The organism is Nocardia sp. NPDC051321, from assembly GCF_044455225.1.
Lineage (GTDB): Bacteria > Actinomycetota > Actinomycetes > Mycobacteriales > Mycobacteriaceae > Nocardia.
In genome coordinates, this window is record NZ_JBITEM010000003.1 from 167,713 (window position 1) to 183,302 (window position 15,590).

Annotated in this window: 1 protein-coding gene (running past one end of the window); it reads right to left on the reverse strand. The window is 67.5% G+C overall.

Annotation, left to right across the window (positions count from 1 at the left end; genetic code table 11):
* On the reverse strand, positions 1-15,590 hold the 3' portion of the coding sequence (locus ACIA8C_RS07930) for a non-ribosomal peptide synthase/polyketide synthase (RefSeq protein WP_397132813.1). 5,194 nt of this gene lie beyond the right edge of the window; only the last 15,590 of its 20,784 coding nucleotides appear in the window; its start codon lies off the right edge, out of view; the stop codon is at positions 1-3.

Sequence of the window (15,590 nt, forward strand, 5' to 3'; positions counted from 1 at the left end):
TCACAGCAGGGTGTTCAGTATTCGGCCGACCAGACTCATCATGTCGGGGCGATCGAAGTCGCCGTGCGCACAGTCCACCTCGATGACCTCGATACGGCCGCCGAGGTACCCGCGCCAGGCTTGTTCGAGCTCGTTCTTGGCGTCGACCGTTCGGTTCCCCTCCTGATCAAGCGTCGCGCCGAAGACTGTCATGTCGCCGTCGTAATGCGGCGAGGTGTAGCCCTCCCACAGTCGGCAATTGTTGATGAGGACCTTCGTCAGCCGTTCCACCAACTCCTGAATGACCGGCGCGTCCAGCTGATCGCCGAACCGGTCGTCGGCCCAGGCGCGGACACCGGCCATGGCCTGCTCGTCGGTGACATCGGAATCCGCGGCCTCCCCTTGCGGCGGCTGACTGTCCAGGACGCCGAGGAATCCGACTCGCATTCCCCGCCTGGACAATTCGGCGGCCATCGCGTGCGCGACCACGCCGCCATAGGACCAGCCGAGCAGATAGTAGGGCCCCTCGCTCTGGAGGGTCTGCATCCGATCGATGTAGTCCGCCACCATCTCCGCCATGGAGGCTGCGGTCGGTCCACCGTCGAGGCCACGAGACTGAATGGCGTATACCGGCCGATCGGGCAGGTGCCTGCCGAGTTGCTGGTAGAACCAGCCGAGACCGCCGCCGGGATGCAGACACCACAGCGGTTCCCGCGAGCCCGAACTCTTCAGGATCAGGATCGGATCGAAATCCGTTCCCACGGCGCCACCCTCGTCGAGTCTGGCCGCCAGTTCGGCGACGGTGGGCGCGTCGAAGATCACCCGAACCGGCAGATCGACACCGACCACCGCCCGGATCCGGCTGGTGAGGCGGGTGGCCAGCAGCGAATGCCCACCGAGCGCGAAGAAGTCGTCGTCGATGCCGACGCGGTCGAGGCCGAGGATCTCGGCGAACAACTCCGTCAACGTCCGCTCACGCTCGTCGCGCGGGCCGCGATACTCGTTGGCGGACAACACTTCCGGGTCGGGCAGTGCGCCGCGATCGATCTTTCCGTTCGCCGTCAACGGCACGCTGTCGAGCACAAGCACGGTCGCGGGCACCATGAACTCCGGCAACCGCTCATCGGCCCACCGGCGCACGTCGGCGGCCAGCAGGCTCGCCTGCGGGCTGTTGGCGTACCTCGCCGGTTCCGCCACCGCTGCCGGGGCCAGGTACCCGCCGGTCAGCGGGCGATCCTTGGCCGTCTCGGTGTCGACGAAGACCGCGTCCATGTGTCCCGCCACCGCCGACCAGGTGACCGAGGTGGTGTATCCGAGTTGCTGTCCGAGGACGTGCAGGTCTTCGGGCAGCAGACCCGCGTCGAGGCGCGCGGCGTGGTCGGCGACCACGCCTTCGAAACCGACCGCGAGCGGAACGAGCTGCCCGTCGGCCGACACCGGATTGCCGGCCCGGATCTGCCGCACGGCTTCGATCTGCCCGGTCAGTCCGGCGTGTGGGATCCCGGTGACCCGGACGCCGTCGGGATGCCGGGTGCGCAACAGCGCGCGCAGCCAAACATGGTCACAGAATTGGACTTTCGGTGCGTCGGCGACCGACAGTGACGACGCCGGAGTCTTGCGCAGGACCACGTCGTATCGATATCTGGTCAGCTCGTTCACGGCGTATCCGCGCTTCAGCTCGATATCGATGCCATCGAAGTCGAGGGCACGACCCAAGGCCAGGAAGTACTCGGGCGAGAGCAGCAGCTCCTGCTCTGCGGCGATGTCCCGGCGCACTCGATCGCTGACGGCCGCTGGATCGTCGCCGCCGTTGCGTGCGATCTGGACCGCGGTGGTGAACTCCGCCAGCAGCGCCAGATTGCGGATATCGCCGATGAACACGGCACCGCCGGGGGCGAGCAGGCCCAGTACCTGTTCGAGTACTCGACGCAGATACCGCTCACCGGGGAAGTACTGGATCACCGAGTTCAACACCACGGTGTCGAAATAGGGTCCCGGCAATCCGTCGGTGTCGTCCGCGCCGCGCACGCTCAGCTCGACCCGGTCGGCCCAATCCTCGTTCAGCTCAGCCAATCGCGCCCGCAGCGTGGCGATTGTCGCGGCCGAGAAGTCCGTTGCCCAGTACTCGTCGCATTCCGGAGCCACCTGCGACAGCAACAGGCCCGATCCGACACCGATCTCGAGTACCCGCCGTGGCGCGAGCGCGCGAATCCGCTCGACCGTGGCCGACTGCCAGACCCGCATCTGGTCAAGCGGAATCGCGGCCCCGGTGTAGCTGCTGTTCCAGCCACCGAAATCCGCACCGAACGGGGCACTTTCAATATCCGCGCCGCCCTCGGTGTCGTCTGCGGCGGAATACAAGTCGTCGTAGACCCGCTGCCACTGCCCGACCAGTTCGTCTTCACCGACCACCGGTCCGGACCGCTCGGGCACCACATAGCCGATCAGCTGCTTGCCGCCGATATCGGTCTCGCGCACGACCACCACGGCTTGGGCTACCGAAGGATGCTGCGCCAGTATGGTTTCGACCTCGCCGGGTTCGACTCGGAAGCCGCGGATCTTGACCTGGTCATCGACGCGGCCGACGAACTCCAGTGCGCCCGTGGAGGTCCAGCGCACTACGTCGCCGGTGCGATACAAGCGACCGCCTGCCGCGTCGAATGGGTCGGCGACAAAGCGGGTCGAGGTCAGTCCCGCCCGGCCCCGATATCCGCGCGCCAATTGGGCACCGGCTACATACAACTCACCGGTGACCCCGACCGGGACCGGCAGCAAGCGCGAATCCAGCACGTACGCCCGCATATTGAGCAACGGCCGCCCGATCGGCACGGGACCTTCCGTGTCCGCGTCGGCAGCGAAGGTCGTCGCGAACACGGTGGTCTCGGTCGGCCCGTAGCCATTGACCACCGCTACCTCGGGGGCCACGGCATTGACCCGGCGCACCAAGGCCGAGGAGAGTTCGGCACCACCGGCGATCACCTGGCGCACACCCTGGAATGCGTTGCCGGGCATAGCTTCGACCCGCTCGAGCAATACCGACAACAGCGCCGGCGTCGCGAACATCCTCGTCACCGATCGCCTGGCGACCAGGTCGAGCATTTCACCCGGATCGGAACGCAGCTCACTGGCCATTACCAGACCGCCACCGGCACACAATGCCGCCCACATCTCGTAGGTCGACGCATCGAAGGCCATCGACGAATGCACCAGCACCCGCTCGGCCGGTTCGGTCAGCCATCCCTGCGAAACGTGGTTCACCACGTTATGGTGCGTGATACCAACACCTTTGGGGACACCGGTAGAACCGGACGTGTAGATCACGTACGCCAAATTCTGCGGCCGCACCACCACCTGATCGAGGCTGTCCGACCCGTCGGTCGTCTCGAGACCATCCAAATACAGTCGCGGAGTTGCCGTGTCAGGCAGGGCATCGGCGGTGTCATGATCGGTCACGACGACGACGACCGGATCGGCATCGTCGAGGATGAACGCCAACCGCTCCGACGGATAGGCCGGGTCGATCGGCAAATACCCGGCCCCCGCCTTCAACACCGCGAGCAGTGCCACGATCAACTCCGCCGACCGGGGCACCGCGACCGCGACCACGCTGTCTGGCCGCACCGCACGAGCGACCAGCGCCCGAGCCAACCGGTCGGCGCGCGCATCGAGATCCCCATACGACACCTCGGCCTCCGCGCAGATCACGGCGACCGCGTCCGGCGTCCGGGCGGCCTGCGCCTCGAACAACCCAACGAGGGTACGGTCGGCATCGAGCTCGATCGTGCTGTCGTTCCAACGATGCAGCACCAACTCGCGCTCGGCGGTCTGGAGGACATCGATCGACCCCACCGGTACCGCCGGATCCGCAACGACCGCCCGCAATACGTGCACGAACCGCGCCGCCAGCGCCTCGACGGTGGACCGATCGAACAACTCGGTCGCGTACTCGATCAGCCCGGTCCACGCCATCCCTGCCGGGGCATCGGCGATGTTGAAGAACAGATCGAATCGCGAGGCGGCCAGGGAAGCGTGATACGGCTCGAAACCGACGCCAGGCAACTCCAGATTGGCCAGGCTGTTGTTCTGGAAGGCCAGCGTCACCTGGAACAGCGCGTGGTGCGCCGCCGAGCGAGTCGGGTTGAGTAATTCCACCAGCAGCTCGAATGGCGCGTCCTGATTCTCGTACGCGGCCAGCGCTTTCGACCTGACCTGGCCGAGGATCTCGGTGAACTCCGCCGCCGGTGCCAGCTTGGTCCGCAGCACCCAGGTGTTGACGAAGAAGCCGACCAGCTCGGACAACGCCTCATCGGTGCGGCCCGCGATCGGCGAGCCGAGCGGAATGTCTTCTCCGGCACCGAGTTTGAACAGCAGCACGGCCAGCGCCGACTGCAACACCATCGACACCGTCGCACCCTCGCGAGCGGCCAACCGCTGCACACCATCGCGCAGCGCCGCCTCGATTTCGAACAGCACCATGTCGCCGCGATAGCTGGCCACCCGTGGCCGCGGCCGATCGGTGGGCAAGCGCAGTTGCTCGGGCAGATCGGCGAGTTCGGCACGCCAATAGTCGAATTGGCGCGAAAGCAGGCTGTCGGGATCGTCGGCCGCGCCGAGCAGTTCCTGCTGCCAGAGCGTGTAGTCCACGTACTGCACCGGCAACGGCTCCCAGTCCGGCACCCGATGTCCGAGCCGAGCCGCGTACGCCACCGACAGATCCCGCAGCAGCGGCGCCATCGACCACCCGTCACCGGCGATGTGGTGCACCAGCAGCACCACCACGCAGTCGTCGGCGCCGGGTCGCAGCACCGTGACCCGGATGGGGATCTGGCTGGACAGGTCGAATCCGTAGCGCACGGCCGCGGCCACCGCCGCGTCCAATTCAGCTGGGTCGGTGTCGATGACGACCATCGGCGCCTCGACGGATCCGACGTCGAGCACCTGCTGCGCGGGCAAACCGTCGGCCTCGACGAAGACCGTGCGCAGGCTCTCGTGCCGTGCGATCACATCACCGATCGCCGCACGCAGCACCGGCACATCCAGGCCACGCATGCGCACCGCCAGCGGGATGTTGTAGGTCGCCGACGGTCCTTCCATCCGGTGGATGAACCACAGCCGCCGCTGCGCGTACGACGCCGGGACCACGTCCGGTCGCGACCGAGTCGCCAGCGTGGGACGCAACCGCACATCGGCGTCGAGTCGAGTCGCCAACCGCGCCACCGTCGGGGCGTCGAAGACCGCCCGAATAGGCACCTCGATCCCGAGCACCGCCCTGATCCGGCTGGCCAGGCGGGTGGCCAGCAGCGAATGGCCGCCCAGCTCGAAGAAGTGGTCGTCTATGCCGACTCGATCGCGACCGAGCACCTCGCCGAACAACTCGGCGAGCACCCGTTCGTCCGCGCTGCGCGGAGCACGGTAGGGCGCCGACGAGCTGAACTCCGGGACCGGCAGCGCCTTCACATCCAGCTTCCCGCTCACGGTCAACGGCACCGAGTCGATCACCAGCACCGAAGTCGGCACCATGTAGTCGGGCAGCCGCTCGGCGGCGTAGCGGCGCACCTCTCCCCTGTCGAGCCGGTCGCCGACCACATAGCCGATCAACTGCTTACCACCGGTCTCGGCGTCGCGCGCGATCACGATCGCCTGCGATACCGAAGGATGTTGCGCCAGTACTCTTTCGACCTCGCCGGGCTCGATCCGGAAGCCACGGATCTTGACCTGATCGTCGACCCGGCCGAGGAATTCCAACTGTCCGGAGCTGTTCCAGCGCACCACGTCACCGGTGCGGTACAACCGGCCCCCGCCCACCGGGTCGAAGGGATCGGCCACGAATCGGGCGGCGGTCAGTTCCGCGCGGCCGTAATAGCCCCGCGCCGTTTGGGTTCCGGCCACATACAGCTCACCGGCCACCTCGACCGGGACCGGCGCCAACCACGAATTCAGCACGAACGCCCGCACATTGGTCAGCGGGCGGCCGATCGGCACCGACGCGTTCGCCGAGCCGCGGTCGGCGACGCACACCGTCGCGAACACCGTTGCCTCGGTCGGGCCGTAGCCATTGACGACTTCGACCTCGGGGGCCACCGCCCACAACCGGCGAGCCAGCGCCGAGGACACCTCGGCACCACCGACCACCGCCTGCGTCAGCGTCCGGAAAGGGTCGCCGGAGGACGTCTCGACCCGATCGAGCAGCGCGGGCATGAGCGCGGGTGTTGAGAAGACCCGGGTCACCTCGTGCCTGGCGATCACCTCGACCATTTCCGCTGGATCCGAACGCAATTCACCGGTCAGCACCAGCGTGTGACCGCCGCACAGCGTCGGCCAGATCTCGTAGGTCGAGACGTCGAACGAGACCGACGTGTGCATCAGCACGCGTTCGCCCGGACCCTTCGCCCACCGCTGGCCCACTAGATTTGTCACGTTATGGTGCGTGATGGCAACACCTTTGGGCACGCCCGTCGACCCGGAGGTGTAGATCAGGTACGCCAGATTCTGTGGACCGATGACGGCCCGGCCGTTCGATGCCACCGCGTCGAGCGCGTCCAGGGTATCGAGGTAGAGGTGTGGCGCTTCCGTGTCGGGCAGGATGCGTGCGGTGGCGTGATCGGTCAGCACGACGACCGGTGCGGCGTCGGTGAGGATGAACGCCAACCGATCCGACGGATAGGCCGGGTCGATCGGCAGATACGCACCGCCGGCCTTCAGCACCGCGAGCAACGCCACGATCAACTCCACCGATCGAGGAACGGCGACGGCGACGATGCTGTCCGGCCGCACCCCGCGCGAAATCAGCACCCGCGCAAGGTGATCGGCTCGGCAATCGAGTTCCCGGTAGGTCACCTCGACGCCCGGCCCGATGAGGGCGATCACGTCGGGCGCCTTGGCTACCCGCGCCTCGAACAATCCCACCGGCGTGCGGCCCGGCTCGATCGGGGCGGCGGTGTCGTTCCACTCACGCAGTACCAGTTCGCGTTCGGCGGCGCCGAGGATATCGATCGAGGCCACCGCGACATCCGGATCCGTGATTACCTGTTGCAGAATTCGCACCAGCCGCTGCGCCATCGCTTCGACCGCGGACCGATCGAACGAATCGGGCCGGTACTCCAACTGCAGCGTGAGGGTGGGCGCGGTGTTCGCGATTACCGTCAGCGGGTAGTGCGTCGGTGCGTTCGGGTGCGAGTCGCTGATGGCGATGCCGCCGGTGTTGGCGACCTCCCCGATGCCGTGGTGATCGACCGGATAGGACTCGAACGCGATGAGGGTGTCGAAGAGGACGTTGACGCCGACGGCCTGGTGGATATCGCTCAGTCCCACATGGTGGTGGTCGAGCAGCGCCGTCTGGCGAGACTGCAAGTCGCGCAACAGGTTCGCGAGGGTGTCACGGGGGCCGAATCGCACCCGGACGGGCACGGTATTGATGAACAACCCGACCATAGAATTGACCCCGGCGAGCTCCGGGGGACGACCCGACACGGTGGCGCCGGCCAGCACATCGTGGCTGCCCGTCGACACGGCGAGCAGCACGCCCCAGCCGCCCTGCACGACGGTACTCAGGGTGACCCCGAGTTCCGTCGATCGCCGCGTCAGTTCCGTGGCCGTCGCCGAGGGCAGTGGCACCTCGATCCGGTCCACCTCGGGCAGCGCGGAATCATCGGCACCACCGGCCTTTTCGATGCCACGCACACTGTCGGCGAGCAAAGTCGGCTCGTGCACGCCGTCGAGTTCCCGACGCCACGCCAGCACCGACGCTTCGGAGTCCTGCTCCCCCAACCACTTCAGGAACTGCTTGTACTCGGCCGGGGGCGCGAGCACCTCGGATCCGCCGTACAGGCGGAACAGATCCACGATCAGCAGCGGCAGTGACCACCCATCCAGCAATACGTGATGAGCGGTCACTACCAATTCGGAGCGATCCGGGCCCGTCCGCACCAGCATCAACCGCACCAGCGGCGGAACCGCGACGTCGAAGTGCGCATCGCGATCGTCGGCGAGCAGCCGCTGCAGCGCCGCATCCCGATCGTCGTCCGCCACGTCGCGCAAATCCACCGCGCGCCACGGCAACTCCACCTCGTTCAAAACGACCTGAACCGCGTCACCCCGACGATCCGCGACGAACCCGACGCGCAGATTCGCGTATCGAGCCAACAGTTCCTGACCGGCCGACCGCATGTGGCCCTCGTCTACCTGGCCGATCAACCCGAGCACGAGCTGCATGTGATAGGCGTCGAAGCCCGAACCCGCCAGCACCTGATGGAACAGCAACCCCGACTGCATCGACGTCAGTGGCCACACGTCCAGCAACCCCGGATACTGCTCCTCCAGCACCTCGATGTCGCCTTGATCCAGGCCCGTCGCCACCACATCCGACGGCGTCAACCCACCCCCGCCCGCCGTCACGTGCTCGACCAGGCCTTGGACCGCGTCACGCCACAGCCCGGCCAACTCCTCGATCTCGGTCTCGGCCAATACTCCTGCGGGCGCGGCGAATACGGCCTGCAGCACCGGCCCCGCCTCGGTGTCGAGCACCAGCGTGTTCACGTCGAGCACGGCCATCGCCGGTGTCGACGCCAACGCCGGGTCCACCGGGGTGACCAGTTGTCCGGCATCGACCGACGGCGTCCAGCCCGCGCCACGCAGCCTGGGCGGCAGCAGATCCGTCGAGGTGAATCGGCCGAGGTAGTTGAAGCCGATCTGCCCGGCCGAATACTGTTGCAGCACTTCGGCCGTCGCGGGGTTCAGGTACCGAAGCAGCCCGTAGCCCATGCCCTTGTCCGGCACGGCCCGCAACTGTTCCTTCACCGCCTTGACCACCGCGCCGGCGGCCGGGCCGCCGGCACACAGTTCAGCCCACTCCGCCACGGGCGCGGTCACCCGCACCGGGAACATGCTGGTGAACCAACCCACGGTGGTGGACAGATCGGCGCCGGGTACCACGGCTTCCTCGCGACCGTGCCCCTCCAACCTGATCAGCACCGATTCCTCGCGGACGCCCTTGCGCTCGCGCCAACGGCGCACCGCGGTCGCCAAGGCGGCGAGCAGGCCGTCCTCGACGCCGCCGTGGAATGCCGTCGGCACCAGCGTGAGTAGCGCCTCGGTGGTCGATGCCGGGATACGGACGAGCGCGTGGCCGACATCGGCCATCACATCGATCGCTGGATCCAGCGGCCTGGTGCCGAGCATCGGATCGGGACCGTCGAGGACGGCGCGCCACCACGGCAACTCCGCAACGCGCTCCGGCAGGGCAGCTTGCTCGACCAATCCGTGCGCCCACCGCCGCATCGAGGTTCCGGTCCTCGGCAGGGCGGGCGTCTCGCCGATGGCGATGTCGTGCCAGGCGGTTGCCAAGTCCGGCAGCAGAATTCGCCAGGAAACACCGTCCACCGCCAGATGATGCGCCACCACGGCCAGCCGGCCCGCCTGCTCGGAACCGGCATCGAGCCAGACGAACTGCACCATGACTCCGGCCGTCGGAGCCAACCGGCCCACCGCGGTCCCCATCTCCGACATCACCACCGCGGACAGGTCCGCGACCCCTGCCACCGATACCCGGGACAGCAGTCCGTCCACGTCCACCGAGCCCACCGGCGCCACGTCGAGCCCCGCCCCGCGCGCGTCGTCGATGAGCCGCGACCGCAGCACATCGTGCCGATCGAGCACCGCCGACAATGTCGCCACCAACCCCGCTCGATCGATGCCTACCGGCAAGTCCAGCACCATCGACTGGGTAAAGGTGTCGAACCCGCCACCCAGGTCGCGCACGAACCGGGCCACCGGCAACAACGGCATCCACCCGGTGCCCCCACCGGCCAGTTCCGCCAGCACCGGCGCGGCCGTCGCACGCCCGGCCGCCACCGCGGCCAACGCCGCGGCCGTCTGCTGCTCGAACACCTCCCGCGGGCTGATCTCCACCCCGAGCTCGCGTGCCCGCGACACCACCTGAATCGAGCGGATGCTGTCGCCACCGAGCTCGAAGAAGCTGTCGTCCACGCCGACCCGGTCCACCCCGAGTACCTCGGCGAAGACCGAAACCAGCACGTCCTCCGCCATCGACATCGGCGCGCGGTATGCCCGTGACGAGCTCACCTCCGGATCGGGCAATGCCTTGCGATCCAACTTGCCGTTCGCGGTCAACGGCACCGCGTCGATCACCATCACGACCGTCGGCACCATGAAATCGGGCAGCCGTCCGGCCACGAACTCCCGGACCGCCGCACCGTCGAGCACGGTCGCACCGGTGCGGTCGGCGACTACATAGCCGATCAGCTGCTTGCCGCCTGTTTCGGTGTCGCGAGTGACGACCACTGCCTGCGCGACCGAAGGATGTTGCGCCAGCGCGGGTTCGATCTCGCCGGGCTCGACACGGAAGCCGCGGATCTTGACCTGATCATCGACTCGGCCGACGAACTCCAGTGCGCCCGTCGAGGTCCAGCGCACGACGTCGCCGGTGCGATACAACCGGCCACCGGCCTGATCGAACGGATCGGCGACGAACCGCGACGCCGACAAGCCGGCCCGACCCTGATACCCCCTGGCCAACTGCGCACCGGCCACATACAACTCGCCCGCAATGCCCACCGGGACCGGCAGCAACCACGAATCCAGCACGTACGCCCGCATATTGGCCAACGGTCGCCCGATCGGCACCGACCCTTGCGAGTCGGGGTCCGCGGCGAAAGTCGTCGCGAACACGGTGGTCTCGGTCGGCCCGTATCCATTGAGCACCGCCACGCCGGGCGCAACGGCCTGCACCCGGCGCGCCAATGCCGAGGAAAGCTCGGCACCACCGGCGATCACCTGCGCTACACCTTCGAAAGGGTTACCGGGCAGAGTTTCCGCGTGATCCAGCAGCACCGTCAACAGCGCCGGTGTCGCGAAAAGCCGTGTCACCGCGCGCGTTGCGACCAGCTCCAGCATTTCCGTTGGATCCGAACGCAATTCAGCTGCCAGCACCAAGCCGCCACCGGTACACAGCGCCGCCCACATCTCGTAGGTCGACGCGTCGAAGGCCATCGACGAATGCACGAGCACCCGTTCGGCGGGGCCGGTCAGCCATCCCTGAGAAACGTGATTCACCACGTTACGGTGCGTGATGCCAACACCTTTGGGGACGCCTGTGGAGCCGGATGTGTAGATCACATACGCCAAATTCTGCGGCTTCGGCGCATCGCCGGAATCCTTCGCGGCAACGACCGCATTATCGAGCGCGTCCAGGTAGAGCGGTGCCGTGACATCAGGCAGCACGCTCGCGGTAGCGAGATCGGTCACCACCACAACCGGTGCGGCGTCGGAAAGGATGAACGCCAACCGATCCGACGGATACGCGGGGTCGATCGGCAGATAGGCACCGCCCGCCTTCAACACGGCCAGCAACGCCACGATCAACTCCACCGACCGGGGCACCGCCACCGCGACAATGCTGTCCGAGGCCACGCCCCGCGCAGTCAGGACACGCGCCAGCTCATCGGCGCGGCTGTCGAGCTCGCGATACGACACCTCGGCGTCGCCGAAGAGGACGGCGACCGCGTCCGGCGTCCGAGCGACCTGCGCCTCGAACAACCCGACGACGGTGGTGTCGGCAACCGCGAGCGCCGTGTCGTTCCAACGGTGCACCACCAGTTCACGTTCGGCGGGCCCGAGGAGGTCGATCGAGGCTACCGGGACATCCGGATCCGCCACCACCTGCCGCAGAATCCGCACCAGCCGTTGCGCCATCGCCTCGACGTCGACGCGATCGATCTCGTCGGTGCGATGTTCGAGGTACAGCGTCAGGGTGGGTGCGGCACCGGCGATGACCGTCAACGGATAGTGCGTCGCGGAATTCGGGCGCAGTTCGGTGATCGTGATGCCGCTGCTGCCGGTTACCTCCGCGATCCCGGCTCGGTCGACCGGATAGGACTCGAACGCGATGAGGGTGTCGAACAGGACCGGCACACCGACGGCGTGGTGGATGTCGCTCAGTCCGACGTGGTGGTAGTCCAGCAGGGCGGTCTGGCGAGACTGCAAGTCGGTCAACAGGTTTGCCAGCGTGTCGGTGGGACCGAACCGCACCCGCACGGGCACCGCATTGATGAACAACCCGACCATCGAGTCCACCCCGGCGAGCACCGGCGGACGGCCCGACACGGTGGCCCCGGCGATCACATCATGGCGTCCGGTCGCCGCGGCGAGCAGGATGCCCCACGCGGCTTGGACGACGGTGTTCACCGTGACGCCGAGTTCGCCTGCCCGCCGTTGCACCGCCGATCCGGTCTCGCCATCCAGGGGTACTTCGACCCGTACGACGTCGGCGACGACGGTACCGCTGTCGCGCATACTGTCCGCGAGCAAAGTCGGTTCGGAGACGCCGTCGAGTTCGCGGCGCCACGCTCGCACGCCCGCTTCTGTGTCCTGCTCCCCCAACCAGGTCAAGAACGCTTTGTAGGCGGGTGGCTGCGGCAGGTCCGTCGCCGTTCCATCAGAACAATAGAGGCGCAACAACTCTCGAATAAGCAGCGGCAGCGACCAGCCATCTGTCAGCACGTGATGGGTGGTCAGCACCAACTCCGAACGCCGATCGCTCAGCACCAGCAGCGTCAACCGCAGCAGTGGCGGAATCGCCATATCGAAATGCGCCCGCTGATCCTCGATGAGCAGACGGTTCGCCGCCTGCTCCCGATCGGCCTGGCCGAGATGACGCACATCCAGTACACGCCAAGGCAATTCGACACCGGAGACGACGACCTGAACCGGCCGACCGTCCGGGCCCGGCGTGAATCCCACCCGCAGATTCGGATACCGATCCAGCAGTCCCTGGCCCGCCGCGCGCAGCCGCTCCGGCTCCACCTGCCCATCGAGCCCGAACACCACCTGCATGTGATAGGCATCCAACCCTGGGTCCGCAAGCGCCTGATGGAACAGCAACCCCGATTGCATCGGCGTCAGCGGCCACACATCCGTCAATCCCGGATACCGCGCTTCCAGCGCCTCGATCTCGGGTTGCGCCAACCGCACCAGCGACACGTCCGAGGGTGTCAAACCGCCTACGCCGGGCGTCCCGGCATGCTGTGCCAGCCCGGACATCGCCCGCCGCCACAGTTCGGCGAGGTCCGCCGTCTCGGCCTTCGTCAGGACACCGGCGGGTGCCGCGAACACCGCCTGCAGCACCGGGCCCGCGCTGGTGTCGACGACCATCGTGGTGACGTCGAGCGCCGCCAGCGCAGGCATCGCCGGGTCGGGGGCCGCGATGGATCCCTGATCTCCAGTTGGCGTCCAGCCCGCCCCTTGCCACCGCTGCGGCAGCAGATCGGTGGCGGTGAGCCTGCCGAGGTAGTTGAACCCGATCTGGCCCGTCGAAAACTCTTGCAGCACCGCAGCGGTATCGGAGTTCAGGTAGCGCAACAGCCCGTAGCCGATGCCCTTGTCCGGCACGGCACGCAGTTGCTCTTTAACCGACTTGAACAGGGCGCCCGCGGCCGGGCCACCGGCGCAGAGCTCATCCCATTCGGCGGCCGACGCGGCCAGCCGCACCGGGTACATGCTGGTGAACCAGCCGACGGTACTGGACAAGTCGGCACCGGGAACGGTGTCCTCTTCGCGGCCATGGCCTTCCAGTCGGATCAACACCGATTCCGCACCCGCGCCGCGCTGGTGCCGCCAGCGGGCGACCGCCACCGCCAATGCGGCCAGCAAACCGTCCTCGACCCCGCCGTGGAACACCGAAGGCAAAGCGGTCAACAATGTTTCGGTCGCCGCCGCTGGAAGCTGGACACTCACCTGATCGACGGTCGCCATGACGTCGACGACCGGATCCAGCGCACGCTCGCCGAGCATCGGATCAGGCGCGTCCAAAACCGAACGCCACCAAGACAACTGGTCCACCAGCTGCGGTGAGCGAGCTTGCTCGACCAACCCGTGCGCCCACCGGCGCAGGGAGGTTCCGGCTCCGACCAGCACCGGCGGCGCCCCGACCGACACGTCCCGCCACGCGGCAGCCAAGTCCGGCAAAAGAATCCGCCACGACACGCCATCGATCACCAAGTGATGGGCGACAACCGACAGTCGGCCCGCCTGCTCGGGTCCCGCGTCGAACCACACGAACTGAACCATCACCCCCGCCGAGGGGGCCAGTCGTCCCACCGCCGCACGCACCTGGGTGCCGATCAACTCCGCCCGTTCGGCGGAATCCTTTTCGGCGCCGGTCATTTCGACACGGTGCAGCAACCGACCCGCGTCGACCGCACCCGCTGGCGCCACCTCGAGGCCCGCGCCGCGTTCGTCATCGATCAACCGCGACCGCAGCACATCATGGCGATCGACCACCGCGGTCAACGTCGCCACCAAGCCCGCCCGATCCATCCCCACCGGCAGCTCGAGCAGCAGCGACTGCGTGAAGCTGTCGAATCCCGCGCCGAGCTCCCGCACGAACCGGGCCGCGGGCAGCAGCGGCAGCCACCCGACCCCGCCACCGGGCAACTCCGCCAGCACCGGAACCGTGACGGCCCGCCCGGCGGCCACCGTCGCCAACGCCGCGGCGGTCTGATATTCGAACACTTCCCGCGGACTGATCTCGACGCCGAGTTCCCGCGCGCGCGAGACCACCTGGATCGAGCGGATGCTGTCACCGCCGAGTTCGAAGAAGCCGTCGTCCACGCCTACTCGGTCGAGCCCGAGCAGCTCGGCGAATACCGTGGTCAAGATCTGTTCCTCAGTGCTGCGCGGTGCCCGATACCGCGCGGCGGAGGTGATCTCCGGCTCCGGCAGCGCGGCCCGATCCAGTTTTCCGTTGGCGGTCAGCGGCACCGAGTCGAGCACCATGACCGCCGCGGGCACCATGAAATCCGGCAACCGCTCGGCCGCGAACGCACGCACCTGCGCGCCGTCGAGTTCCTGCTGAGCCAGCACGGAACCGTCGGCGACCACGTAGCCGATCAGCTGCTTGCCATGGCCGGTGTCGCGTGCGATCACCATCGCGCGCGCGACCGAAGGGTGTTGCGCCAGTACGGTTTCGATTTCGCCCGGCTCGACCCGGAAGCCGCGAATCTTGACCTGATCATCGACCCGGCCGACGAACTCCAGCTCTCCCGCGCTGTTCCAGCGCACTACATCACCGGTGCGATACAGCCGACCACCCGACGGATCGAACGGATCCGCCACGAACCGTGCCGCGGTGAGACCCGCCCGGCCGCGGTAGCCGCGCCCCAGCTGGGCACCGGCGACATACAGCTCACCGGGGACGCTGACCGGAACCGGCATCAGCCACGAATCCAGCACGAACAACCGCACATTCCCCAGCGGACGCCCGACCGGCACGGCACCGGCCTCGACGCTGACGTAATAGTTGGTGACGCAGGCGGTGGTTTCGGTAGGTCCGTACCCGTTCACGACCTGAACATCGGCGTACTTCGCGTTCAGCTTGCGCACCAGGACCTCGGTCAGCTCCGAACCGCCGACGATGACCTCCCGCAGACTCCGCAAAGGGTTGCCGGGCAACGCATCCGCGTGATCGACCAGGGCGGCCAGCAAAGGTGGTGTCGAGAACATCTTCGTCACCGACCGCGTCGCTACCAGCTCGGCGATCTCCAGCAGATCCGATCGTGCTTCCCCGGCCAGCACCAACGATGCCCCGCACGCCAGCG